This window comes from Streptomyces sp. NPDC005070 (assembly GCF_053600395.1).
The window spans coordinates 37,874-61,686 of sequence record NZ_JBSFZS010000012.1 but is presented as its reverse complement, the minus strand read 5'-3'; the positions used below and the strand labels follow the sequence as shown (position 1 = coordinate 61,686).

Sequence of the window (23,813 nt, the reverse complement as noted above, 5' to 3'; positions counted from 1 at the left end):
CCGGAGCCCTAGGAAGCGGGTTCCACCCCGGCCCGCAGCAGACCGAAGGTGTACGCGTCCTCCAGTGCCTGCCAGGACGCGGCGATGACGTTCTCCGCGACGCCGACCGTGGACCACTCCCCCGTGCCGTCGGACGTGGAGATGAGGACGCGGGTCGTGGACTGCGTGCCGTGCTTGCCCTCCAGGATGCGGACCTTGTAGTCGACCAGCTCCAGCTTGGCGAGCTGCGGGTAGAGCGTCTCCAGGGCCACGCGCAGGGCCCGGTCGAGGGCGTTGACCGGGCCGTTGCCCTCGGCGGTGGCGACGATGCGCTCGCCCTTGGCGAAGAGCTTGACCGTGGCCTCGTTGGCGTGACTGCCGTCGGGGCGGTCCTCGACGATGGCCCGCCAGGACTCGACCTCGAAGTAGGTGCGCTTCCGGCCTTCGGCCTCCTCGCGCAGCAGGAGCTCGAAGGAGGCGTCGGCGGCTTCGTAGGTGTAGCCCTTGAGTTCGCGTTCCTTGACGCGTTCGACGACCCGGGCGACCAGTTCGCGGTCGCCGTGGAGGTCGACGCCGAGCTCCTTGCCCTTGAGCTCGATGGAGGCACGGCCGGCCATGTCGGAGACCAGCATCCGCATGGTGTTGCCGACCTGCTCGGGGTCGATGTGCTGGTACAGGTCCGGGTCGACCTTGATCGCGGAGGCGTGCAGGCCGGCCTTGTGCGCGAACGCCGACACGCCCACGTAAGGCTGGTGGGTGGAGGGGGTCAGGTTGACGACCTCGGCGATCGCGTGCGAGATCCGCGTCATCTCCCGCAGCGCGCCCTCGGGGAGCACCTTCTTGCCGTACTTGAGCTCCAGGGCCGCCACCACGGGGAACAGGTTGGAGTTGCCGACCCGCTCGCCGTAACCGTTGGCCGTGCACTGCACGTGGGTGGCGCCCGCGTCGACGGCGGCCAGCGTGTTGGCGACCGCGCAGCCGGTGTCGTCCTGGGCGTGGATGCCGAGACGGGCGCCGGTGTCCGCGAGGACGGTGGAGACCACGGCCTGTACCTGCGCCGGGAGCATCCCGCCGTTGGTGTCGCACAGCACCACCACGTCCGCGCCGGCCTCGTGCGCGGCCCGCACGACCGCCTTCGCGTAGGCGGCGTTGGCGCGGTAGCCGTCGAAGAAGTGCTCGCAGTCCACGAACACCCGGCGGCCCTGTGCCACCAGGTGGGAGACGGTGTCGCGGACCATCTCCAGGTTCTCCTCCAGCGTGGTGCGCAGCGCCAGCTCCACATGCCGGTCGTGGGACTTGGCCACCAGCGTGATCACCGGGGCACCCGAGTCCAGGAGCGCCTTGACCTGGGGGTCCTCCGAGGCCTTGCCGCCGGCCCGGCGGGTCGCTCCGAAGGCCACGAGCTGGGCGTGCCGGAAGTCGATCTCCTGGGCGGCGCGGACGAAGAACTCGGTGTCGCGGGGGTTGGCGCCGGGCCAGCCGCCCTCGATGAAGCCCACCCCGAAGTCGTCCAGGTGCCGCGCGATGGCCAGCTTGTCCGCCACGGTGAGGTTGATGCCCTCGCGCTGCGCGCCGTCGCGCAGCGTCGTGTCGAAGACGTGGAAGGAATCGTCGACTTCGCTGGTTTCCGTCATGGTCTCAAGGCTCCTGTGTTGAAACTCGGTCTACCGGAATGACCGGCTCCACCGTCCCCCAATGATCCCTCGCGCTGCGCTCCCGGCTGAAGGTGGGCCAGAAATGCGAAAAACCCCTCGCGGGTGCGAGAGGTCTGCGCGCGGGTCGAGGACGACGGTGTCCGCCCGTACCTGGTCGTACGTGGCGGTCACTGCGGACCGGCGCGCCTGCTGCCAATAATCATGGCGAACGAGAGCACGGGGGCAGTGTGGCACATACCGCCCCCGTGATCACACGGTGTCTCAGGATGCGAGCACTGGGCTACATGATCGGCGGACGGCGGCCGCTCAGCCCAGCGCGTCGTCGAGGAACTCCCGCACGTGGGACAGGACCTGCTCGCGGCTGGTGCCGCGCAGGCCGATCGCCACATGGATGGAGAATCCGTCCAGCAGCGCGCGCAGCCGGGCGCCGAAGCGGTCCGCGTCGAGGGGGCGGAACTCGCCGCGCGAGACGCCCTCGGCGAGCAGCGCGACGAGGTCCCGGTGCCAGGCGCCCTCGATGGCGGCCTGCCGTTCACGGGCGTCCTCGTCGGCGTTCTGGGAGTGGTTCCAGACCTCCAGCCACAGGGTCCAGTGCGGGTCCCGGTGGCCGTCGGGCACGTACAGGTCGACATAGGCGTCGACCCGCTCGCGGGCGGTTCCGCGGGCGGCGAGCAGCCGGCCGCGCTCGGTGCCGAGGCGGCCCTCGCTCCACTCCAGGGTGCGCAGCAGCAGCTCGTCCTTGGAGCGGAAGTAGTAGAGGAGATGGCCGCTGCTCATGCCGACCTCACGGCCGAGCGCCGCCATGGTGAGTTTCTCCAGACCGCGTTCGGCGATCATCTCCATGGCGGCGGCGAGGACCTCCTCGCGCGGTGGCGCGTTCTTCCGCGCACCGGCCATCCGTGACTCCCGTTGTCAGACCTTCGGCTGCTGCTGGGTGATGCAGTGGATGCCACCGCCGCCCGCGAAGATCGTACGTGCGTCCACCAGGGTCACGGTCCGCTCGGGGAACAGCCGGCGGAAGATGTCCGCGGCGGTCTCGTCGCGCGGGTCGTCGAAGCCGCACAGCACGACGCCGTCGTTGCAGAGGTAGTGGTTGATGTACGAGTAGTCGGCCCAGTGGCCGTCGGCCTCCAGGACGGTCGGGGCGGGAACCTCGACGACCTCGATGGCGCGGCCGCGCGCGTCGGTCTGGGCCCTGAGCAGCCCGATGACCTCCTTGGTGACCTCGTGGTCAGGGTGCGCGGGGTCCTGCTGGGAGTGCGCGACGATCACACCGGGCCGGGCGAACGCGGCGACGATGTCGACGTGGCCGAGGGTGCCGAACCCGTACGGGGGGTAGTCGCCGGTCAGACCGCGCGGCAGCCAGATCGCCTTCTCGGTGCCGAGCTGGGCATGGATCTCCGCCTCGACCTGCTCACGGCTCCAGCCGGGGTTGCGCTCGGGACCGAGCTGCACCGTCTCGGTGAGCAGCACGGTGCCCTCGCCGTCGACGTGGATCGCGCCGCCCTCGTTGACCAGCCGCGAGGCGTACGTCCTCGCGCCGGCCAGCTCGGCGACCTGGGCGCCGATCTTGGAGTCGTGTTCCCAGCGGGCCCAGGCCTGGGCGCCCCAGCCGTTGAACGTCCAGTCGACGGCGGCGAGTCCGCCCTGTCCGTCGGTGAGGAAGGTGGGGCCGATGTCGCGCATCCAGGCGTCGTCGAGCTCGCGCTCGGCGGTGTCGATGCCGGGGCCGAGGAGTTCGGCGGCGGCCGCGGACTGGCCGGGACCGCACACCACGGTGACCGGTTCGAAGCGGCGGACCGCGCGGGCCACCGTCGCCCAGGCGGCACGGGAGGCGGCGAGGTCCTCGGGGCTGTCGAAGGTGGGGTTGGGGCCCGGCCACGCCATCCAGGTGCGCTCGTGGGGGGTCCACTCGGCGGGCATGCGGAAGCCGTCGGCGGCAGCAGACATGGGCGATTCCTTACAGGGTGTGTCCATTACAAGAAGTACAGGCGGTTGAGGGAGACCGAGTCGGCGGGGTCGGAGCGCAGCGGTTCGCCGTCGAGGGTGACGAGGCCGGTGCGACCGTCCACGTCGACCGCTCCGGTACGGGAGTTGAGGCGCAGGTCTGCGGGGCCGATACCGCGCGTGCCGCGGACCGCCACACGGCGGCGGCGGGTGGGCATGGTGTCGTTGCCCTGGTCGAGGGCGGCCTGGGCGACGAAGGCCACGGAGATCTCGGCGGGGGTCGCGCCGTGCGCCCCGAACTGTGGTCCGAGGACGAGGGGTTCGCAGGTGTCGGTGGCGGCGTTCGGGTCGCCGACGACTCCGTAGGCCGGGAAGCCGGACTTCAGGACGAGCTGCGGTTTGGCGCCGAAGTACTCGGGGCGCCACAGCACGATGTCGGCGAGCTTGCCGGTCTCGATGGAGCCGACCTCGTGGGCGAGGCCGTGCGCGATGGCGGGGTTGATGGTCAGTTTGGCCATGTAGCGCAGGACACGTTCGTTGTCGTGGTCCTCGGGGGCGCCGAACTGGGCCTTCATCTTGCCGGCCATGGCGAAGGTGCGGCGCACGGTCTCGCCGGCGCGGCCCATGCCCTGGGCGTCCGAGGAGGTGATGCCGATGGCGCCGAGGTCGTGCAGGACGTCCTCGGCTCCCATGGTCCCGGCGCGGATGCGGTCGCGGGCCATGGCGGCGTCGCCGGGCAGGTCGGTCTTCAGGTCGTGGACGGAGACGATCATGCCGTAGTGCTCGGCGACGGCGTCCCGGCCGAAGGGCAGGGTCGGGTTCGTGGAGGACCCGATGACGTTCGGGACGCCCGCCATCTTCAGCACGTTCGGGACGTGGCCGCCGCCGCAGCCCTCGATGTGGAAGGCGTGGATGGTGCGGCCTTCGAGCACCCTGAGGGTGTCCTCGACCGACAGGCACTCGTTCAGCCCGTCGCTGTGCAGGGCGACCTGGACGTCGTGCTCCTCGGCGACCCGCAGGGCCGTGTCCAGGGCCCGGGTGTGCGCGCCCATGTCCTCGTGGACCTTGAAGCCGCTGGCCCCGCCCTCGGCGAGCGCCTCGATCAGCGGCGCGCCGTCGGAGGACGAACCCCGTCCCAGGAAGCCGATGTTGACGGGCCAGGCGTCGAAGGCGGAGAAGGCGTGGCGCAGCGCCCAGGGCGAGTTGACGCCGACGCCCCAGACCGGCCCGAACTCCTGGCCGATGATCGTGGTGACGCCGGAGGCGAGCGAGGCCTCCATGATGCGCGGCGACAGCAGATGGACGTGCGTGTCGACGGCTCCGGCGGTGGCGATGAGCCCCTCGCCGGAGACGATGGACGTCCCGGTGCCGACGACGACGTCGACGCCGTCGAGGGTGTCGGGGTTGCCGGCCCGCCCGATCGAGCAGATGCGGCCCTCGCGGATGCCGATGGACACCTTGCGGATGCCCTGGACGGCGTCGATGACCACGACGTTGCTGATGACGACGTCGCAGGTGTCCCGGACGGCGGCGGCCTTGAGGTGCAGCCCGTCGCGGGCGGTCTTGCCGAATCCGGCGAGGAACTCGTCGCCGGGGAGCTGGGCGTCGGACTCGACGCGGATGGTCAGCCCCGAGTCGCCGAGCCGGACCCGGTCGCCGGCGCGGGGGCCGTGGGTGGCGGCGTACTCGTAGGGGGTGAGGCGGCGGGCCTCGGCGGGGTGTCCTCCGGGGCGGCTCATCGCCCGGCCTCCTTCTCGCGGGTGTCCGGTACGCCGAGGTAGCCGCAGGCGGCAGCCCGGCGCAGGGCCTCTTCCCTGGCTCCGGGCGCGTCCAGCGGTCCGTCGACCAGACCGGCGAAACCGATCGCGACGCGGGCTCCGCCGATGGGCAGGAGCCCCACCTCGGCGCTCTCCCCCGGGCCGAAGCGGACGGAGGAGCCGGCCGGGACGGCCAGCCGCATGCCGTAGGCGGCCGGCCGGTCGAAGTCGAGCCGCGGGTTGGCCTCGAAGAAGTGGAAGTGGGAGGTGACGGAGACGGGGACCGCCGCCGTGTTCGTCACGGTCAGGTGGACGACGGCCTCGGGCTCGGCGTGCTCGGGGCCCGGCAGCAGGGCGCCGGGTGCCCGCTCGCCGAGGCCGCCGCCGATGGGGTCGCCGACCACGGCGAGGCGCGAGCCGTCGTCGAAGACGGCCTCGACGTGGACCTCGGTCACGATGTCCGCGACGCCCGGCAGGACGTCCTCGGGGCCGAGGACGGACCGGGCCGCCTCGACGGCCTCGGCCAGCCGTCCGCCGTCGCGGGCGATCTCGCAGACGGTGTCCGCGATCAGCGCGGTGGCCTCCGGCACGTTGAGCCTCAGGCCGCGCGCCCGGCGGGCCCGGGCCAGCTCGGCGGCCGAGAACAGCAGCAGTCGGTCACGTTCCGTGGGGGTCAGTCTCACGCCGCGACACCTCCTCGCCTTCCTCCGTTTAGAGCATCACTCTAAACGTCGGATTCATGGAAGGGAAACATTGACGAAGCAGCATCGGAGGCGCCACATTGAGCGTCGCTCAAACTCATGATGCTGCCCGCACCACCCCAGGTGGCCGTCAAAGGAGACCAGCCATGCCGATCGAACAGCGCGGAGTCGACACGATCCCGGAAGAGGAACGCACCAGCGGGCCGCGCGACCTCGTGTCGATCCTGCTCGGTTCCAACCTCTGCCTCGGGGTGATCATCTTCGGCTGGCTGCCGCCCTCGTTCGGGCTCGACTGGTGGTCCTCCGTGAGCTCGATCGTGGCAGGCACGGTCGTCGGGACCGCGCTCACCGCGCCGCTGGCCCTGGTCTCGTTGCGGACCGGCACCAACCTCTCCACCTCCTCCGGCGCGCAGTTCGGCGTGCGCGGACGGCTGGTCGGCTCGGTCGTCGGCCTGCTGCTGGCCCTCGGCTACACCGCGCTGACCGTGTGGATCGGCGGTGACGTGATGATCGGCGTCCTCGGCCGCCTCTTCGGTCTCCCGGCGAACGGGGTCTCGTACGCCGTGGTGTACACGGTGCTCGCCGCCGCCACCGTCGCGGGCGCCGTCTACGGCTACCGCGTGCTGCTCGCCATGTCCCGCGCCCTCGCGATCGGCATGTCGGCCCTGCTGGTGGTCGGCGTGATCGCGTACGCCCCGCACTTCACCACCGCGGCGCTCCCGGAGGCCGGCGGCTATCTGCTCGGCTCGTTCTGGCCCACCTGGCTGCTCGCCGCCGTCGCCGCCGGTCTGTCGGGCCCGATCGCGTTCATCACGCTGCTGGGCGACTACACCCGCTACATCTCGCCCGTGCGCCACTCCTCCCGTACGGTCCTGCACGGCACCTGGCTCGGTCTGATCGCCGGTCTGCTGGTGCCCCAGCTCTTCGGCACCTTCACCGCGTACGGGGCCCGCGCGGCCCTCGACTACGCGGGACCGCTGGTCTCCGCGTCCCCCGGCTGGTACCTGGTCCCGCTGCTGCTGGCCGCCTCCGCGGGCTCGGTGGGCAACGCCGGTCTGATGCTGTACTCCATGGGCCTCGACCTCGACGCGATCCTGCCCCGCGTCTCGCGCGCCAAGGCCACCTGCGCGGTCGCCGTCGTCGCCATGCTGTGCGTGTTCGTCGGCCACTACGCCTGGAACGCCCAGTCCGCGATGACGTCCTTCGTCCTGCTGCTGACCGCGATCGGCACCCCGTGGGCGGTCATCACCCTGATCGGCTTCGTCCGCTGCCGCGGGATCTACGACGCCGACGCCCTCCAGGTCTTCAACCGCCGCTCGCGCGGCGGCGTCTACTGGTACCGGGCCGGCTGGAACGTCCGGGCCACGGCGGCCTGGGCGCTGGGTGCCGCGGTCGGCCTCCTGGCCGTGTCCCTGCCGTCGTACGAGGGCCCGCTGCTGTCCCTGACGGGCGGAGTGGACTGCAGCTTCATCCTCTCCGGACTGGTCGGCGGCCTCACCTACCTGGCCCTGACGGCGAACGCCACGTCACACCGGATCGAGCCCGTCCAGGAACCGGCCCGCGCCGAAAGCCGGCTTTAGGTCGCTCCACCAGGTGGCGCGCTCGTCGTAGGCGGCGAAGAACGGGCGCCCCACCAGGTCCGGATCGCGGGCCTGGATGAGGTGGAGCACGAAGACCTTCTCGCCCGCGATCTCCGCCGTCCCGTCCACGCAGACCTTGCCCGGCATCGCCGACATGACCGGGCCGCGCACGGTCCGCGCGAGGCCGGACACCTGGGCGTAGGCGTCGCGGAAGATCTCGTGGCAGCGGGCCAGCGGCACCCCGAAGTAGCCCTGCGGGCCGGTGTCGCGCTCCACGAACTGGTAGTAGGGCACCGCCCCCAGCGCGGTCGTCTCGTTCCACAGCTCGGCCCACGCCCCGGCGCTGTCGTTGATCCCCCTGACCAGGGGACCCTGGCAGCGGATCACGGCCCCCGTGTCGCGCACCCGGCGCATCGCCGCGCGCACGGCCGGGGGATGCAGCTCCTGGGGATGCGTGAAGTGGGCCATCAGGGCGAGGTTCCGGCCGCTCGCGACCACCTTCTCCAGCAGCCTCAGCAGGTCGTCCGCGTCGCGGTCGGTGAGGAAACGGTACGGCCAGAAGGCGAGCGACTTGGTCCCGATGCGGATCGAGCGGATCGTGTCGATCTCCAGGAGCGGTTCGACGTACCGGCGCAGCACCTCGGTGCTCATCACCAGCGGATCGCCGCCCGTGATCAGGGCGCTGGTGACCTCCGGGTGGGCGCGCAGGTAGGCGGACGTGGCCGCGATGTCGTCGGTGGCGATCCGCAGGTCGGACTCGCCGACGAACTGGGGCCAGCGGAAGCAGTACGTGCAGTAGGCGTGGCAGGTCTGGCCCTGGCGCGGGAAGATCAGCACCGTCTCCGGGTACTTGTGCTGGAGACCGGTCAGACGGACGCCCTCGTGCACGGGGACGTTGGCGTCGAGCTGGCCCGAGGGATGCGGGTTGAGCTTCATCCGGATCTCGTGGGCCGCGCGCAGCACGTCCGCCTTCGGGGCGTCCTGGGAGAGCAGGTCGACCATCTGTTTGAGGTCGGGCTCGGGCAGCATCTCGGCCTGCGGGAACGTCAGCCGGAAGATCGGGTCGTCGGGCACGGCCGACCAGTCGATCAGCTCGTCGACGACATGGCTGTTCGTGCGGAACGGCAGGACGGCAGCCACGGCCCGCAGCGCGAGCCGTTCGGCGGGCGGCAGGGACACGCGCTGGAGCAGGCCGTCCAGGTCACGAGGGGTGAAGGCACGAAAGCGGGGGCTCGTGTCGGCGGGTCGGGTGCTCGCGTACGGAGCCGGGTGGAGCGCTGAACACACGGTGAACGGGGCCTCTATTCCGTGACGAGAGCCTGCGGCCGCAGTTCGACGAAAGCCGTCGCGGTCGCATCGTACTTCTCCGTGAAGTGCTGGATGAGTAAGGCGTGCAGCTCGCTTTCGTCGTCCACCACGACCAGTTCGTGTGCGCCGGGGGCGCTCAAGGCGTCGCTGTGCGCCGACAGTTGGTCCAGCCGGTGGCGTGCCATGTACGACACGAGGTCGTGCCCGGCGACATACAGGGCGTCGTCCGCGGTGACGAACCGGCAGCGGAAGGCCCTGCGGCCGTCGGTCGCGTCGACCAGGGTCACCGGCAGATGGGTGAACCGGTCCATGGGCACGCTCTGTTGCCACAGTTCGTCGAAGCGCTGCTCGACGAAGGTGCCCAGCGGGGAACGGACGGCCACTTCGAGCTGGACGCCTTCACCGGAGAGGCGGCCGACGGTGAGGAAGGAGACGAGGGAGCGCTCGTCCCAGCGGTAGAGGGTCACGCCCGGGGAGGTGGAGCACAGGCGCACTTCGAGGAGCGGACGGCAGTCCTCGCCGAGCTGCAGCGCGAACCGGTCCAGGGTGCGCAGGTTGCGCATGATGTCGCGGCGGATGTCGGCGCTCTGCTCGCCCAGTTCACGGCCGCGCAGGATGACCGCCAGGGAGTCCGGGTCCAGGAGCAGGATCTGGACGCGGGCGCCGTGCGCGGTGGCCGCCTTGATGCCGCGGAACAGCCGCTCGGAGAACTGCGGGCCGAACACGCTGGAGAAGGTGTCGAGGACCTTGACGTTCGAGGTCGCGCCGTAGACCTGGGCGCTGAACCATTCGTAGTCCAGCCGGGTGTGTTCGCGGACCCGGCCCTCCTGGGCGCGGCTGATCAGCGGGCCGATCACGAAGACGGTGACGACGACGCCGACGATGTCGGTGCCGAGGTTGAGAGTGAGGTTCTCCTCGTAGTTGTCCATCCGCCGGCTGCTCCAGAGCAGCAGCGCGGCCACGGCGGCGAGCAGTCCGAGGACGGTGAGGCTCTGCGGACGGCGCGGCGTGCGCAGGGTGCGCAGCAGCCAGCTCGGCCGTGACAGTGGCGACCTTGCCCTCACCTGCGCTCCCTCCGTGGCCGTGCGGGCGCGACGGAGGACACGCTCCCCCCGTGGACTGAGTGGATACCCGTGTCGCCGGGGCGCTACGCATCGGACCAACAGCCGGTCCCCGCAACCCTGTTGGGAAGACGGGGACCGGACGAAGGTGCGCGGGGATCAGGCCAGCGGGTGCATCCAGCCGTGGGTGTCCTCCGTGATGCCGCGCTGGATGTCGAGCAGGGCCTCGCGCAGGCGGAGGGTGACCTTGCCGGGCTCGCCGCCGGACTGGCGCCACTCGATGCCGTCGCGCTTGACCGTGCCGACGGGGGTGATGACGGCGGCGGTGCCGCAGGCGAAGACCTCGGTGAGGGTGCCGTTCTCCGCGTCCGTCTGCCACTGGTCGATGGAGACGCGGCCCTCCTCGGCGGTGTAGCCGAGGTCGCGGGCGACGGTCAGCAGGGAGTCGCGGGTGACGCCCTCCAGGATGGAGCCGGTGAGGGACGGGGTGACGATCCTGTCGCCGTACACGAAGTACAGGTTCATGCCGCCGAGTTCCTCGATCCACTTGTGCTCGACCGCGTCGAGGTAGCAGACCTGGTCGCAGCCCTTGGCGGCGGCCTCCTTCTGGGCGAGGAGCGAGGCGGCGTAGTTGCCGCCCGTCTTCGCGTCGCCCATGCCGCCGGGAACGGCGCGGACGCGGTCCTCGGAGAGCCAGATCGACACCGGCTTCACACCGCCCGCGAAGTAGGCGCCGGCGGGCGAGGCGATGACGAGGAAGAGGTACTCGTTGGCGGGCTTCACGCCGAGACCGACCTCGGTCGCGATCATGAACGGGCGCAGGTAGAGGGACTCCTCGCCGCCGTGCGCGGGAACCCAGTCGCGGTCCTGGCGGACGAGCGCGTCACAGGCCTCGATGAAGGTCTCCACGGGGAGCTCGGGCATGCCGAGCCGGCGCGCGGAGGCCTGGAAGCGCTTGGCGTTCTTGTCGGGGCGGAAGGTCGCGACGGAGCCGTCGGGCCGGCGGTAGGCCTTGAGGCCCTCGAAGATCTCCTGCGCGTAGTGCAGGGTCATGTTCGCCGGGTCGAGGGAGAGCGGTCCGTACGGGACGAGCTGGCCGTCGTGCCAGCCGCGGCCCTCGGTCCACTTGACCGTCACCATGTGATCGGTGAAGTGGCGGCCGAACCCGGGGTTGGCCAGAATCGCCTCGCGCTCGGCGGCGGCGAGCGGACTGGCGGAGGGCTTGAGCTCGATCGTGGGCTGCGTCATGAGTGGTTTTGTCCTTCACCGGTTGTATGTGACGGGCCGCGCTCACACCCGAACCGTCCGTGGCCAGTGCTAGGACGTCCGAGCATTCCCTCGTTCCGCGACTCCGCCTCGATTATCGCGCGCGGAGGACCGTGGACGAAACGGTGTGAATACGGCCCGGGGAATGCCCCGGGATCGCCCCGGGGATGACCCAGGGGTCGATGGTGGCACCCGGCGAGGGCACAGCGAAAGCCGCCGGGTGCGGATGCGACCCGGCGGCTGCTACGGAACGTAGGCGGAGCGGCGGGTCAGCCGGCTACTCGCAGGGCGAGCGCGTCGCCGATCTCCTCGGTGCTGCGGGCGGGCTTGCCGACGCGCTCGGCGAGGTCGGCGGAGACGGCCTCCTCGATCCGGGCGGCCTCGGCCTCGTAGCCGAGGTGGCGCAGGAGCAGGGCGACGGACAGCACGGTGGCACTGGGGTCGGCCTTGCCCTGGCCCGCGATGTCGGGCGCCGAGCCGTGCACGGGCTCGAACATCGAGGGGAACTCGCCGCTGGGGTTGATGTTGCCCGAGGCGGCGACGCCGATGCCGCCGGAGACGGCCGCGGCCAGGTCGGTGATGATGTCGCCGAAGAGGTTGTCGGTGACGATCACGTCGAAGCGCTCGGGCTGGGTGACGAGGAAGATCGTCGCCGCGTCCACGTGGATGTAGTCGGTGGTGACCTCGGGGAACTCCTGCGCCACCTTGTTGAAGACGTTCGTCCACAGGTGGCCGGCGAAGGTCAGCACGTTGTTCTTGTGGACCAGCGTCAGCTTCTTGCGCGGGCGGGCCTGGGCACGGGCGAAGGCGTCACGGACGACCCGCTCGACGCCGAAGGCCGTGTTGACGGAGACCTCGGTGGCGACCTCGTGCTCGGTGCCCTTGCGGATGGTGCCGCCGTTGCCGGTGTACGGGCCCTCGGTGCCCTCGCGGACCACGACGAAGTCGATCTCGGGCTGACCGGCGAGCGGGGTGGCGACACCGGGCAGGAGCTTCGACGGACGCAGGTTGACGTGGTGGTCGAAGGCGAAGCGGAGCTTGAGCAGGAAGCCGCGCTCCAGGACGCCGGACGGGACCGAGGGGTCGCCGATCGCGCCGAGCAGGATGGCGTCGTGCCCCTTCAGGGCGTCGAGGTCGGCGTCGGTGAGGGTCTCACCGGTGGCGTGGTAGCGCCGGGCGCCGAAGTCGAACTCCTTGGTCTCCAGCTTCACGTCCTGCGGGAGGACGGCGGAGAGGACTTTGAGCCCCTGCGCCACGACTTCCTGGCCGATGCCGTCACCGGGGATCACTGCGAGATCGATGCTGCGAGACATGACGGCACCGTACTCCTTGTCCCATGGAATGACACGCGATGTCCGTCATACGGACAGGCGGGTGTCGCGGCACGTCCACGCTTCGACCCACGTTCACCCGTATGTATGAACGCCGTTGGCGCAGGCTGGGAACTTTCCAGACATGACCGCTGCCTCCACGGGAACCTCCCCCGAGTCCCCCGTCCCCGACGTCGGTATCCCGTACGAGCTCGCGCGCGACATGAGCATGGCGGAGCAGTACGCGTACCTGAGGACGCGGCTCACGCGGCGCCGGGCCCTCGTCGCGGCGAGTGCCTTCGCGGGCGGCGGGCTGCTGGCCGGCTGCGCCCAGGGCGCCGAGGCCCCCGCCCGGGTGGCGTCCGGCACCTCGCCGAACCCGGCCACCGGCAAGGCCCCCGGCTCCGCCGTCACGCCCTTCGGCCGCCACCTCGCCTTCGGCGCGGACCCGAAGACCCAGATGCGGATCTCCTGGCAGGTGCCGTTCGCGGTCAGGAAGCCGTACGTCCGAGTGGGCTCGACGCCCTGGGGCCTGAGCCGCAGGATCGAGGCCGAGGTCCGCCCTCTGCACACCCCGGGCCTCATCGGGCAGCGCGCCGCCCTGGACCAGTACTACCTGCACGTGGCGCTCGACGGACTGCACCCGGGGACGACGTACTACTACGGAGTCGGCCACGAGGGCTTCGACCCGGCGAGCAAGGAGCGCCACGCCACGATCGGCCGCTTCCGCACGGCGCCCGCGCACCCCGAGAAGTTCGTCTTCACCGCGTTCGGCGACCAGGGCGTCACCCCCGACGCGCTGGCCAACGACAAGGTGCTGCTGGGCCGCGGTCCCGCCTTCCATCTGCACGCGGGCGACATCTGCTACGCGGACGGGATCGGGCTCGGCCAGAGGTCGGACACCTACGACCCGGCCGCCTGGGACCTGTTCCTCAAGCAGACCGAGACGGTCGCGAAGACGGTCCCGTGGATGGTGACGACCGGCAACCACGACATGGAGGCCTGGTACTCGCCGAACGGTTACGGCGGCCAGTCGGCGCGCTGGTCGCTCCCCTCCAACGGCTTCGACCCCCGGAACGCGCCGGGTGCCTACTCGTTCGTGTACGGCAACGTCGGCATCGTCGCGCTGGACGCCAACGACGTGTCGTACGAGATCCCCGCCAACAAGGGCTACTCGGACGGCAGACAGACCGCCTGGCTCGACAAGCGGCTCGGGGAGCTGCGCGAGCAGGTCGACTTCGTCGTGGTCTTCTTCCACCACTGCGCCTACTCGACGTCGACGCACGCCTCCGACGGCGGGGTGCGCGACGCCTGGGTGCCGCTGTTCGCCGAGCACCAGGTGGACCTGGTGATCAACGGACACAACCACGTGTACGAGCGCACCGACGCCATCAAGGGCGGCAAGGTGGGCAGGCAGGTTCCGGTGGGCGCCTCGACCGATCCGACCCGGGACGGGATCGTGTACGTGACGGCGGGCGGCGCGGGCAAGAGCCTCTACAGCTTCCCCACCGGGGTCGAGGACAGTTACGAGGGCAAGGTCACGCGCCGCGAGTCCGTCGAGACCTTCCACTGGACGAAGTCGAAGCAGCGGAAGGCGGACACCGTGGAGTGGTCACGGGTGCGGTACACCGGCTTCTCCTTCCTCTCGGTGGAGGTGCAGGCGGGCCCCTCGCCGCGGCTCACGGTGTCGGCGCTCGCCCAGAGCGGCGAGCGCGTCGACCACTTCGAGGTACGGCGCGGAACCTGACGGCACGGCAGCCGGGACGGCACGTCGAGGTGCGGCGCGGGGCAGGACCCCGCGCCGCACCCCTGCGGGTGCGGCTCCCGGTCGAGAGGGCGTCGGGCCTCAGTGGCCCGTCTCTCCGCCGTTGTCCCTGCGGTCGAGGGCGCGCTGGAGCGCGGCGGCGGCGTTCTTGCGGTCGGACTCGCTGCTCGTGCGCGAGAGGTGACGGACTCGGCGGACGGTCGTCTCGGCCATGATGAATCGACTCCTTGCCTCCGGCGGCGCCCACACGGGCGGCCGGAAGTGCGATGAGGGATTTACGAGACGCCGGAAGGGGCGGGGAGCGGTGCCGCAGGGGTTGCCTGCCAAGGGCTCCGGCTCACGACCGCCATTCGCTGGGTCGAGCGAGACGTTCGGCTTCTTCCAAGCTAGGCGAGGACGGAGCATCTGTCTCCACAATTACTCGGACTTCCTACTATCTGAGACGGCGGGTTGCGTCACACCGCTCCGACCTGGGACGACGGTCCGCGCGGCGTCACCGGCCCCCGGAGTACGGCTCAAGGGCGCACCCACGACCACTCCACGTTCTAACCTTTAAAAATTACTTGACCGGTTAGGCGCAGTCGTGCTGAACTGACCTCACCACTCAAAAGGCTTTCAGGGGTTAGGGGATCCGATCATGCGCAGCAACCCGGTCCACCACCGCACCGCCACCGTCGCCGGCCACCGCATCGCCTACCGCGAGGCGGGTCCCGCGGACGCTCCCGTCGTGCTCCTGCTGCACGGCTTCCCGTCCAGCTCGCACATGTTCCGGGACCTGCTTCCGCTGCTCGCCGACCGCTACCGCCTGATCGCCCCCGACCACCTCGGCTTCGGCCGCTCGGACGCCCCGGCGGCCGGCGACTTCCCTTACTCCTTCGACCGGCTGGCCGAGATCACCGGAGAGTTCACCGAGCTGCTCGGCCTCAAGGAGTACGCGCTCTACATCCAGGACTACGGCGCACCGATCGGCCTGCGCCTGGCACTCGCGCACCCCGAACGGGTGACCGCGATCATCACGCAGAACGGCAACGCCTACGAGGAGGGACTGGGCGCGGACGCCTGGGCGCCGGTGCTGGCGCTGATCGAGAAGCGCACCCCCGAGACGGAGGCGCCGGTCCGGGCGATCAGCGGCCCGGACGGGATCCGGTGGCAGTACCTGACCGGCGTCCAGGACCCGACCCTGGTGAGCCCGGACGCCTACGAGCACGACACCGCCCTGATGGCCCGCCCCGGCCAGCCGGAGATCCAGCTCGACCTGATCTCCGACTACGGCTCCAACTTCGCGCTCTACCCGGCGTTCCAGGAGTACTTCCGCACCAGCCGGGTGCCGCTGCTGGCGGTCTGGGGCGGCAACGACGAGATCTTCGTCCCGGAGGGCGCCCTCGCCTTCCGCCGCGATCTCCCGGACGCCGAGATCCATCTGCTCCCGACGGGGCACTTCGCCCTGGAGACGCACGCGGCACAGATCGCGGCCCTCGTCCGGGACTTCCTCGGCCGCGGCGCCACGGCCGACGGCCGCGCGGCGCGTCACCCGCACGACTGATCCTCGGCGAGGCATGCCACATCGGGCGCCGGCAACGGGAAACGGTGACGGCATGAGCGACACGACCAGAGCACTGCTTGAGGGCGGCCCGGACGACCTGCCCGATCGGATCGTCCCGGCCCCGGACCCCGGATCGGACGTGAAGATCGCGTTGCGCGGTGGCTACGAACACTTCAGGGCGACCCCGCGGCACGCGGACTCGCCGGAGGGCAGGCTGCCCGTGTACGAGTGGTGGGAGCGGACGGAGCTGCCCGGATAGCCCCCGCGGGGCCGGAAAATGGAAACCGCCCCCGCTCCACGGACGGGGGAGACCGTGGGGCGGGGGCGGAGTGGGTGACGGGCGGCCGGCCCGGGGGCCGGCCGCCGCGTTCGGCTGTCAGCCCATGTGCGGGTAGCCGTAGTCGGTCGGCGGGACCAGCGTCTCCTTGATGGCGCGGGTCAGCGTCCAGCGCATCAGGTTCTGCGGGGCGCCCGCCTTGTCGTTCGTGCCGGAGGCACGGCCGCCGCCGAAGGGCTGCTGGCCGACGACGGCGCCGGTCGACTTGTCGTTGATGTAGAAGTTGCCCGCCGCGTAGCGGAGCTTCTCCATCGTGTACGCGGCCGCCGCGCGGTCGCCGGAGATGACCGCGCCGGTGAGCGCGTAGTCGGACGCCGACTCCATCTGGGTCAGCATCGCGTCGTACTGGTCGTCCTCGTAGACGTGGACGGCGAGGAAGGGGCCGAAGTACTCGGTCGTGAAGACCTCGTTCTCCGGGTCCGAGCACTCGACGACGGTCGGGCGCACGAAGTAGCCGACGGAGTCGTCGTACGAGCCGCCCGCGACGATCGTGCAGGTCGGGTCGGCCTTCGCGCGGTCGATGGCCGCCTTGTTCTTGGCGAAGGACCGCTCGTCGATGACCGCGCCGATGAAGTTCGACAGGTCGGTGACGTCACCCATGGTCAGGTAGTCGACCTCGGCCGCGAACTCCTCCTTGAAACCGGAGTTCCAGATGGAGGCCGGGATGTAGGCACGGGAGCTCGCCGAGCACTTCTGGCCCTGGTACTCGAAGGAACCACGGGTCAGGGCGGTCTTCAGGATCGCGCGGTCCGCCGACGGGTGGGCGACCACGAAGTCCTTGCCACCGGTCTCGCCGACCAGACGCGGGTAGGAGCGGTACTTCTCGATGTTGTTGCCGACCGTCTTCCACAGGTACTGGAAGGTCTTGGTCGAGCCGGTGAAGTGGATGCCGGCGAGGTCGCGGTGCTCCAGGGCGACCTTGGAGACCTCGATGCCGTCACCGGTGACGAGGTTGATGACGCCCTTGGGCAGGCCCGCCTCCTCCAGGAGCTGCATCAGCAGCACGGCGGCGTGGGTCTGCGTCGGGGACGGCTTCCACACGACGACGTTGCCCATGAGCGCCGGAGCGGTGGGCAGGTTGCCCGCGATCGCCGTGAAGTTGAAGGGCGTGATCGCGTAGACGAAGCCCTCCAGCGGACGGTGGTCCATGCGGTTCCACACGCCCGGGGAGTTCGCCGGGGGCTGCTCGGCGAGGATCTGGCGGGCGTAGTGGACGTTGAAGCGCCAGAAGTCGACGAGCTCGCAGGGGGTGTCGATCTCGGCCTGCTGGGCGGTCTTCGACTGGCCGAGCATGGTGGAGGCGGCCAGCGTCTCGCGCCAGGGACCGGCCAGCAGCTCGGCGGCGCGCAGGATGATCGCGGCGCGGTCGTCGAAGGCCATCGCGCGCCAGGCGGGGGCGGCGGCGAGGGCCGCGTCCACGGCGTCCTGGGCGTCCTGCTGCGTGGCGTTGGCGTAGGTGCCGATGCGCGCCTTGTGGTTGTGCGGCTGCACGACGTCGAAACGGTCGCCGCCGCCCATCCGCTTCTCGCCGCCGATGGTCATCGGCAGGTCGATCGGGTTCTCGGCCAGCTCCTTGAGCCTGGCCTCCAGGCGAGCACGCTCGGGCGAGCCGGGGGCGTAGCCGTGCACCGGCTCGTTGACGGGGGTGGGGACCTGGGTCACAGCGTCCATGTTTTCCGTAACTCCTTGAGTCGAGCGGGTGTTCGGTCTCAGCCCTTGGTGAGGATGGAACGAGCGAAGAAGAGCAGGTTGGCCGGCTTCTCCGCCAGGCGCCGCATGAAGTAGCCGTACCAGTCGGTGCCGTACGCGGTGTAGACGCGCATGCGGTGGCCCTCGGCGGCGAGCCGCAGGTGCTCGTCGCTGCGGATGCCGTAGAGCATCTGGAACTCGTACTCGTCCAGTTTGCGCCCGGCCGTCCGCGCGAGCTCCTGGGCGATCGAGATGAGGCGCGGGTCGTGGGACCCGATCATCGGGTAGCCCTCGCCCTCCATCAGGATCTTCAGGATGCGGACGTACGCCTTGTCGGTCTCCGCCTTCTGCTGGTACGCGACCTCGGCGGGCTCCTTGTAGGCGCCCTTCACCAGACGGACGCGGCTGCCGCTCTCGGCGAGGCGGCGGGCGTCGGCCTCGGTGCGGAACAGGTAGGCCTGGATCACACAGCCGGTCTGCGGGAAGTCCTTCCGCAGCTCCTCGTGGATCGCGAACATCGAGTCGAGGGTGGTGTGGTCCTCGGCGTCCAGCGTGACGGTGGTGCCGATGGCGGCGGCGGCCTCGACGACCGGACGGACGTTGGCCAGAGCCAGCTCGTGGCCGCCCTCCAGGGCCTGTCCGAACATGGAGAGCTTGACCGACATCTCGGCCTTGGTGCCGAGGCCGAGCTCCTTGAGGCGGCCGATCAGCTCCAGGTACGCGTCACGGGCGGCGTACGACTGCTCGGGAGTGGTGATGTCCTCGCCGACGACGTCCATCGTGACCTCGAGGCCCTTGCCCGTGAGGTCCTTGATGATCGGGACGACCTGGTCGACGGTCTCACCGGGGATGAAGCGGTCGACGACCGGCTTGGTCACCGGGGCGGCCGAGATCAGACGGCGCATCTTGTCGCTGCGCGAGGCGGCGAGAATCACGGGACCCAGCACGGGGCACCTCCACAACGAAAGTGAGCAGGAGGCCGAGACCCGACGATTCGGGTACGGCACGGAGAACCACCGTGAAACCTAGGGATCTCTCCGATCCTGGGCCATCGACAGCTGTCACGCATCCCTGGCCCAGATCTCAGACATATGTATGAAGGGCTCCCGGAAATGCGCGAGAATGCCGGGGTGAGCGGTGAACACAGAGGCGACTATCAGGAGCTGGTCGACGAGATCTCGGCGCTCCTCGGCGTCCCGGCGACGCTGGAGAACCGCGATTTCGAGCTGATCACCTTCGGCGCGTACGACAGCGAGGGCGACCTCGACCCGTCCGCCCTGGACCCCGTGCGCACCCGCTCGATCCTCACCCGGCGGTCCACCACCGCGGTCCGCACCTGGTTCGAGGGCTTCGGCATCACCCGCGCGACCGGGCCCGTGCGTATCCCGCCGACCCCCGAGGCCGGGGTCTACCGGGGGCGGATCTGTCTGCCGGTGCGCCATCGCGGCGTCGTCCTCGGCTATGTCTGGCTGCTCGACGACGACCCGGGTCCCACGGACGCCCAGCTCGCCGGGGCCATGCAGGTGGCCTCCCGTCTCGGCGCGCTGCTCGCGGACGAGGCGCAGGCCGGTGCGGATCTCACCCGGGAGCTGCGTGCCGTTCTGACCGCCGAGCGCGGCTGGCAGCGGGACATGGCGGTGGCCGAGCTGCGCACGGCGCTCGGTCCGCGCGGCGAGGGTCTGCACACGGTGGTGTGCGTGGCGCCGTGGCCCTCGGCCGACCCGGACGACGCCCCGTCCGCCCGTACGGTGCCGGGCGCGACCGCGCTGTGCACGATCCCCTGGGGCACCACAGGCCAGAGCCTGGCCCTGCTGATCCGGCTGCGTTCGCCGGACGTCATGACTCCGGCGCTGACGGCGGCAGGCCGGTTCGTACGGGAGGCCGCGGGCGTCCGCGGCGGCGACCGGGGGGCCGCCTCCGCCGGTGGCGGTACGGGAGCGGGCTCCTCCCTCGGCGGGACGGCGGCCGCCGGGGTCGCCGGGGCCCGGGAGGGGCTCGGGGAGCTGGGGGCCGCCTGGCGTGAGGCGGCGGCGGCCGCGCGCGCGGTGCTGGCGGAGCCCCGGCTCGGTCCGGTCGCCGAGTGGGGGGCGATCGGCCCCTTCCGGCTCCTGACCGCTCTGCCGCCGGACGCGGCCCACGACCCCGCCGTGAGCGCCCTGTTGGGCACCGCCCACCGCGAACTCGCGCGCACGGCCGAGGTGTTCCTCGACCGGGCGGGCCAGGCCGGGCGCACGGCGGCCGAGTTGGGCATCCACCGCCAGACGCTGTACTACCGCCTGTCCCGCGTGGAGCAGCTCACCGGCCTGGACCTGGACGACGGCGAGGACCGGCTGCTGCTGCACATGGCGTTGAAGGGCGCTCGCCTCTAGCGGGTCGTGCCGGTGAGCAGGTCGCCGACGGCCGCGACTCCCTCGGCGATCGCCCGCTCCCCCACGTCGCCGAAGCCGAGCACCAGCCGGGGTGGTGTCGCCGACCCGTCCGAGCGGCACGCGCTCATGCCGTACAGGCCGACGGAACGCTCCCGGGCCGCGGCGACGACGGACCGCTCGTCGGCGTCCGGCGCCAGGTGCAGGACCGCGTGGAAGCCGGCGGCCAGCCCGGTGAGCCGGACCTCGGGAGCGTGCGCGGCAAGTGCGTCGACCAGGGCGGTACGCCGGGCCGCGTAGACCGCGCGCATCCGGCGCAGATGGCGGTCGTGGCGCCCGGACTCGATCAGCTCGGCCAGGGCGAGTTGATCGAGGGTCGGGGAGCCTCGGTCGCTCAGGCGCTTGGCCTCCGTCAGCGAGGCGGCGAGCGCGGGCGGGCAGAGAATCCAGCCGATGCGCAGCGCCGGGGCGAGCGACTTGCTGACGGTGCCGATCGAGACGACCCGGTCCGCCGCCAGGCCCTGGAGCGCGCCCACCGGCTCCCGGTCGTAGCGGAACTCGGCGTCGTAGTCGTCCTCGATGACGTACGCGTCCCTGCTCATGGCCCACTCGATCAGGGCGATGCGGCGTTCGGGGGCGAGGACGACCCCGGTGGGCCACTGGTGGGCCGGGGTGACGATGACGGCACGGGCCCCGGTCGCGTCGAGCGCGCGCACGTCGACGCCGTCCGCGTCGACCGGTACGGGCACGGCCTTCAGACCCGCGGCACCGGCGGCGGCCGACGCGGTGGCGGGGCCGCCCGGATCCTCGTACGCCACCACCCGCACCCCGGCGAGCGCCAGGCTGCGCAAGGTCAGTCCGAGCCCCTGCGCGTAGCCGGAGCAGACGACGATCCGCTCGGGGTCGGCCGCGGCCGCGCGCACCCGGCGCAGATATCCGGCCACGACCTCGCGCAGCACCGCGCTCCCGCGCGGATCGCCGTAGTCGAGACCCGACGTCGGCATCGCGCGGGCCGCCTCGCGGGTCGCCCAGAGCCAGTCGGCGAGCGGGAAACTCCCCAAGTCCGGTACGCCGTGCCGGAAGTCGGCGATCAGGCGCGGGGCGGCCCGGTCCCGGGAAGCGGGCGCGGGCGGCGCGTGGGCTCCCGCGGCGACCCGGGTGGCGGAGCCGACCCGGGTCACCAGGTAGCCCTCCGCCTGGAGTTGGGCGTAGCAGTCCTGGACGAGGCCGCGTGACAGGCCGAGTTCGCGGGCGAGTCCACGGGAGGAGGGAAGCCGTTCCCCGGAGCCGAGGCGGCCCGTGCGGATCGCGTGGCGCAACTGGCGCTCGAGCTGGGCGCGCAGGTGCTCGCCGCTGTCGCGGTCGACGGACAGCAGCAGCTCGGGTGACGAACCGGTCCACTGCGGCGGCATGGAATTGGAGCTTACCGGCGGTCCGGCCGGAACCTAGCGTCGTTCCCATGACGCCTTCCCCGCTACGACGGACCTTCCGGCCGGCCGCGCGGACGCCGGTCCCGGCGCCCACGCCGTCCTCGACCGCGTCCCCGACGCCATACCCGGCGGCCGTGCCGGCTCCGGCCGGCGGAGCGGCGGAGGGCGCGACCGTTCCGGCCGGCGGAGCGGCGGGGGGTGTGGCGCGTCCGGTCGAGGGATCCGCCGGACGGCCGCCGCTGCTCACCCGGCCCCTGATGCTCCGCTTCGTGAGCATGATCGGGGCGTCGGTGAGCTTCTTCCTGCTGCTGTCGGTCGTCCCCGTCTACGCCACGGCGTCGGGGGCGGGCCCGGCCACCGGCGCGCTGATGCTGGCCACCGTGCTCGGCGAACTGGGCGCTCCCCGCCTGGTCGCGCGCTACGGCTACCGGGCGGTGCTGGTCGCCGGACTCGCGCTGCTCGGGGCTCCGGCACTCGTGCTGACCCTCTCGCACTCGATGGCGTGGATCGTGCTGGTCTGCCTGGTCCGCGGCCTCGGCTTCGCTCTGACGCTGGTGGCCGGCGGGGCGCTGACCGCCTCGCTGATCCCGGCCGGGCGGCGGGGTGAGGGGCTGGCGCTGGTGGGTGTGGTCTCGGGCGTGCCGTCCCTGATCGCCCTGCCGCTGGGCATGTGGCTGGCCGGGCGCGTGGGCTTCACCCCGGTCGCCCTCGCCGCCGGTGCGGCCGCGCTCGCCGCCGTCGCGTCGGTGCCGGGCCTGCCCGGCCGGGAGCGGGCGTCGGAGAAGGCCGTGGGGATGGTGGCGGCACTGCGCACCGGTGACCTGGTGCGGCCCGCGGCCGTCTTCGCGACCACGGCTCTGGCGACCGGGATCAGCGTCACCTTTCTGCCGCCGGCGGTCCCCGCGGCCTCCTCCGGGGTCGTCGCGGCGGCCCTCTTCGTGCAGCCCGCCGCGTCGACAGCGGCCCGGTGGGCGGCGGGCCGGTACGGCGACCGGCGCGGGCCCGCGGGGCTCGTGCTGCCGGGCCTGCTCCTGTCGGCGGGCGGGATGCTGATCACCGCGTTCACCGGGAGCACGGTCGCCGTCCTGGCCGGGGTGGCCGTCTTCGGAACCGGCTTCGGCATCGCCCAGAACGCCACACTGAGCCTGATGTACGCACGGGTCCCCGCCTCCGACTACGGCACGGTCAGCGCGCTGTGGAATCTCGCCTACGACGGCGGCATGGGCGTCGGCGCCCTCGGTTTCGGCGCCCTGGCCGCACCGGTGGGGTACGCGGCGGCCTTCGCCGTCACGGGTGCCCTGATGCTGGTGGCGCTGGTCCCGGCCCTCCGGGACCGGGAAACCGAGGCCGCTCCCACGCCGCCGGCCGCTGCCCCACTGCCGTCGGGGCCGTCGGTGAAGTGCCTTTCACCGGACCGGGACTGACGCTGCCTCAGCTACCGGGTCCCGCCGCCCCGCCGATCACCCGGCGCAGCCCCTCGGTCAGTTCCGCGGCGTCGGTCGCCGAGTCCGCGTCGAAGAGCCACTGCACGCAGAGACCGTTGAGCAGGACCTGGTAGAAGCCGCCGAGCGACCGCATCGTGGCGTCGTCGACGTCGGCCTCAGATCCGCCGGCCAGCATCGGGACGAGCCCCCGGCGACCCTCGTCCGAGGCCTTCGCCAGGTGTTCGCGGACCGTGGGCAGCCGGTCCGAGTTGGTGATCACCTCGAAGGTGAGCATCCAGATGGGCCGGTCCTCGACGAAGGACCGGGTGATGCTCTCCCAGGCCTCCTGGAAGCGCTCCAGGGAGCCGGGCGCGCTCGCCGTGTCGGTCAGCGCGAACGCGCCGAACGTGTCGCCGACGTTGGAGATGAGCTCCACGTAGGCCAGGGCGAGCAGCGCGTCCTTCGATCCGTAGTGGTAGCCGATGGACGCCAGGTTCGTCCCCGACTCCTTGACGATGTCGCGCGCCGTGGTGCGCACGAAGCCCTTCTCCAGCAGGCAGCGCTTGGCGCCTTCGAGCAGATCCTCACGGTGTCCCATGCGGGCCAGCCTACCCCCGATTCAGACAACCGTCCCATACGCTCGTCAAGGACAAGCGTATGATACGCACGTCTTAAACGCACGTACTAGACAAGCG

General features: G+C 71.4%; 20 protein-coding genes. 6 read left to right on the top strand and 14 right to left on the bottom strand.

Annotation, left to right across the window (positions count from 1 at the left end; translation table 11 throughout):
• Window positions 1-8: 8 nt before the first annotated feature.
• The 5 genes from cimA to ureA form a co-directional block, all read right to left on the bottom strand.
• Entirely contained in the window at window positions 9-1,613 is a 1,605-nt protein-coding gene (gene cimA / locus ACWEBX_RS06630) for a citramalate synthase (RefSeq protein ID WP_451883808.1), read from the bottom strand.
• 327 nt (window positions 1,614-1,940) lie between these two features.
• Window positions 1,941-2,531: a TetR/AcrR family transcriptional regulator gene (locus ACWEBX_RS06625; protein ID WP_451883807.1), complete on the bottom strand. Its 591-nt coding sequence runs from the start codon at window positions 2,529-2,531 to the stop codon at window positions 1,941-1,943.
• A gap of 15 nt (window positions 2,532-2,546) precedes the next feature.
• Window positions 2,547-3,584 carry an agmatine deiminase family protein gene (locus tag ACWEBX_RS06620; protein ID WP_451883806.1) on the bottom strand — a complete coding sequence of 346 codons (1,038 nt, stop codon included), beginning with the start codon at window positions 3,582-3,584 and terminating at the stop codon, window positions 2,547-2,549.
• Window positions 3,585-3,610: 26 nt separating this feature from the next.
• Entirely contained in the window at window positions 3,611-5,320 is a 1,710-nt protein-coding gene (locus ACWEBX_RS06615) for an urease subunit alpha (RefSeq protein WP_451883805.1), read from the bottom strand.
• Window positions 5,317-6,021, bottom strand: a complete 705-nt coding sequence (ureA, locus tag ACWEBX_RS06610; protein ID WP_451883804.1) for an urease subunit gamma — start codon at window positions 6,019-6,021, stop codon at window positions 5,317-5,319. The genes ACWEBX_RS06615 and ureA overlap by 4 nt, the downstream gene beginning before the upstream one ends.
• A gap of 164 nt (window positions 6,022-6,185) precedes the next feature.
• Here ureA and ACWEBX_RS06605 point away from each other — a divergent pair, with 164 nt between their 5' ends.
• Window positions 6,186-7,619: a cytosine permease gene (locus tag ACWEBX_RS06605; protein ID WP_451883803.1), complete on the top strand. Its 1,434-nt coding sequence runs from the start codon at window positions 6,186-6,188 to the stop codon at window positions 7,617-7,619.
• On the opposite strand, the gene ACWEBX_RS06600 is transcribed toward ACWEBX_RS06605, so the two are convergent.
• The 4 genes from ACWEBX_RS06600 to ACWEBX_RS06585 form a co-directional block, all read right to left on the bottom strand.
• Entirely contained in the window at window positions 7,566-8,906 is a 1,341-nt protein-coding gene (locus ACWEBX_RS06600) for a KamA family radical SAM protein (protein WP_451883802.1), read from the bottom strand. The genes ACWEBX_RS06605 and ACWEBX_RS06600 overlap by 54 nt on opposite strands.
• 14 nt (window positions 8,907-8,920) lie before the next feature.
• Window positions 8,921-9,991 (bottom strand): hypothetical protein, encoded by a 1,071-nt coding sequence (locus ACWEBX_RS06595; protein WP_451883801.1) that lies wholly within the window; start codon window positions 9,989-9,991, stop codon window positions 8,921-8,923.
• Between the two features lie 156 nt (window positions 9,992-10,147).
• On the bottom strand, window positions 10,148-11,236 hold the full coding sequence (locus ACWEBX_RS06590) for a branched-chain amino acid aminotransferase (protein WP_451883800.1): 1,089 nt from the start codon (window positions 11,234-11,236) through the stop codon (window positions 10,148-10,150).
• A 287-nt stretch (window positions 11,237-11,523) separates the two neighbouring features.
• Window positions 11,524-12,567, bottom strand: coding sequence for a 3-isopropylmalate dehydrogenase (locus tag ACWEBX_RS06585; protein ID WP_451883799.1), 1,044 nt, complete (start codon window positions 12,565-12,567; stop codon window positions 11,524-11,526).
• A 142-nt stretch (window positions 12,568-12,709) separates the two neighbouring features.
• Here ACWEBX_RS06585 and ACWEBX_RS06580 point away from each other — a divergent pair, with 142 nt between their 5' ends.
• Window positions 12,710-14,311, top strand: a complete 1,602-nt coding sequence (locus ACWEBX_RS06580) for a purple acid phosphatase family protein (protein ID WP_451883798.1) — start codon at window positions 12,710-12,712, stop codon at window positions 14,309-14,311.
• Between the two features lie 99 nt (window positions 14,312-14,410).
• Here ACWEBX_RS06580 and ACWEBX_RS06575 read toward each other — a convergent pair whose 3' ends face one another.
• Window positions 14,411-14,542 carry a hypothetical protein gene (locus ACWEBX_RS06575; protein WP_355761576.1) on the bottom strand — a complete coding sequence of 44 codons (132 nt, stop codon included), beginning with the start codon at window positions 14,540-14,542 and terminating at the stop codon, window positions 14,411-14,413.
• A 424-nt stretch (window positions 14,543-14,966) separates the two neighbouring features.
• On the opposite strand from ACWEBX_RS06575, the gene ACWEBX_RS06570 reads away from it, so the two are divergent.
• Together ACWEBX_RS06570 and ACWEBX_RS06565 are read left to right on the top strand one after the other, a co-directional pair.
• Complete coding sequence (locus ACWEBX_RS06570; RefSeq protein ID WP_451883797.1) at window positions 14,967-15,872, top strand: alpha/beta fold hydrolase; 906 nt, start codon at window positions 14,967-14,969, stop codon at window positions 15,870-15,872.
• Window positions 15,873-15,924: 52 nt separating this feature from the next.
• Window positions 15,925-16,131 (top strand): DUF5988 family protein, encoded by a 207-nt coding sequence (locus ACWEBX_RS06565; RefSeq protein ID WP_355761570.1) that lies wholly within the window; start codon window positions 15,925-15,927, stop codon window positions 16,129-16,131.
• Between the two features lie 117 nt (window positions 16,132-16,248).
• On the opposite strand, the gene pruA is transcribed toward ACWEBX_RS06565, so the two are convergent.
• Together pruA and ACWEBX_RS06555 are read right to left on the bottom strand one after the other, a co-directional pair.
• Entirely contained in the window at window positions 16,249-17,880 is a 1,632-nt protein-coding gene (gene pruA, locus ACWEBX_RS06560; RefSeq protein ID WP_451883796.1) for an L-glutamate gamma-semialdehyde dehydrogenase, read from the bottom strand.
• 38 nt (window positions 17,881-17,918) lie between these two features.
• A complete protein-coding gene (locus ACWEBX_RS06555) occupies window positions 17,919-18,845 on the bottom strand; it encodes a proline dehydrogenase family protein (RefSeq protein WP_451883795.1) in 927 nt (308 codons plus the stop codon).
• A 165-nt stretch (window positions 18,846-19,010) separates the two neighbouring features.
• Here ACWEBX_RS06555 and ACWEBX_RS06550 point away from each other — a divergent pair, with 165 nt between their 5' ends.
• Entirely contained in the window at window positions 19,011-20,267 is a 1,257-nt protein-coding gene (locus ACWEBX_RS06550; protein ID WP_451883794.1) for a PucR family transcriptional regulator, read from the top strand.
• Here ACWEBX_RS06550 and pdxR read toward each other — a convergent pair.
• On the bottom strand, window positions 20,264-21,676 hold the full coding sequence (pdxR, locus tag ACWEBX_RS06545) for a MocR-like pyridoxine biosynthesis transcription factor PdxR (RefSeq protein WP_451883793.1): 1,413 nt from the start codon (window positions 21,674-21,676) through the stop codon (window positions 20,264-20,266). The genes ACWEBX_RS06550 and pdxR overlap by 4 nt on opposite strands.
• A 47-nt stretch (window positions 21,677-21,723) precedes the next feature.
• Between pdxR and ACWEBX_RS06540 the strand changes: the two genes are divergently transcribed.
• Window positions 21,724-23,118 carry an MFS transporter gene (locus ACWEBX_RS06540; RefSeq protein WP_451883792.1) on the top strand — a complete coding sequence of 465 codons (1,395 nt, stop codon included), beginning with the start codon at window positions 21,724-21,726 and terminating at the stop codon, window positions 23,116-23,118.
• A 7-nt stretch (window positions 23,119-23,125) separates the two neighbouring features.
• On the opposite strand, the gene ACWEBX_RS06535 is transcribed toward ACWEBX_RS06540, so the two are convergent.
• Window positions 23,126-23,716, bottom strand: coding sequence for a TetR/AcrR family transcriptional regulator (locus tag ACWEBX_RS06535; protein ID WP_451883791.1), 591 nt, complete (start codon window positions 23,714-23,716; stop codon window positions 23,126-23,128).
• Between the last annotated feature and the right edge of the window lie 97 nt (window positions 23,717-23,813).

Coding starts and splice junctions, on each gene's coding strand:
- ACWEBX_RS06625 (WP_451883807.1), bottom strand. CDS start 2,531: ATGGCCGGTGCGCGGAAGAACGCGCCACCGCGCGAGGAGGTCCTCGCC.
- pruA (WP_451883796.1), bottom strand. CDS start 17,880: ATGGACGCTGTGACCCAGGTCCCCACCCCCGTCAACGAGCCGGTGCAC.
- ACWEBX_RS06580 (WP_451883798.1), top strand. CDS start 12,710: ATGACCGCTGCCTCCACGGGAACCTCCCCCGAGTCCCCCGTCCCCGAC.
- ACWEBX_RS06540 (WP_451883792.1), top strand. CDS start 21,724: ATGACGCCTTCCCCGCTACGACGGACCTTCCGGCCGGCCGCGCGGACG.
- ACWEBX_RS06570 (WP_451883797.1), top strand. CDS start 14,967: ATGCGCAGCAACCCGGTCCACCACCGCACCGCCACCGTCGCCGGCCAC.
- ACWEBX_RS06585 (WP_451883799.1), bottom strand. CDS start 12,567: ATGTCTCGCAGCATCGATCTCGCAGTGATCCCCGGTGACGGCATCGGC.
- ACWEBX_RS06605 (WP_451883803.1), top strand. CDS start 6,186: ATGCCGATCGAACAGCGCGGAGTCGACACGATCCCGGAAGAGGAACGC.
- pdxR (WP_451883793.1), bottom strand. CDS start 21,676: ATGCCGCCGCAGTGGACCGGTTCGTCACCCGAGCTGCTGCTGTCCGTC.
- ACWEBX_RS06575 (WP_355761576.1), bottom strand. CDS start 14,542: ATGGCCGAGACGACCGTCCGCCGAGTCCGTCACCTCTCGCGCACGAGC.
- ACWEBX_RS06565 (WP_355761570.1), top strand. CDS start 15,925: ATGAGCGACACGACCAGAGCACTGCTTGAGGGCGGCCCGGACGACCTG.
- ACWEBX_RS06615 (WP_451883805.1), bottom strand. CDS start 5,320: ATGAGCCGCCCCGGAGGACACCCCGCCGAGGCCCGCCGCCTCACCCCC.
- ACWEBX_RS06550 (WP_451883794.1), top strand. CDS start 19,011: ATGCGCGAGAATGCCGGGGTGAGCGGTGAACACAGAGGCGACTATCAG.
- ACWEBX_RS06620 (WP_451883806.1), bottom strand. CDS start 3,584: ATGTCTGCTGCCGCCGACGGCTTCCGCATGCCCGCCGAGTGGACCCCC.
- ACWEBX_RS06535 (WP_451883791.1), bottom strand. CDS start 23,716: ATGGGACACCGTGAGGATCTGCTCGAAGGCGCCAAGCGCTGCCTGCTG.
- ACWEBX_RS06590 (WP_451883800.1), bottom strand. CDS start 11,236: ATGACGCAGCCCACGATCGAGCTCAAGCCCTCCGCCAGTCCGCTCGCC.
- cimA (WP_451883808.1), bottom strand. CDS start 1,613: ATGACGGAAACCAGCGAAGTCGACGATTCCTTCCACGTCTTCGACACG.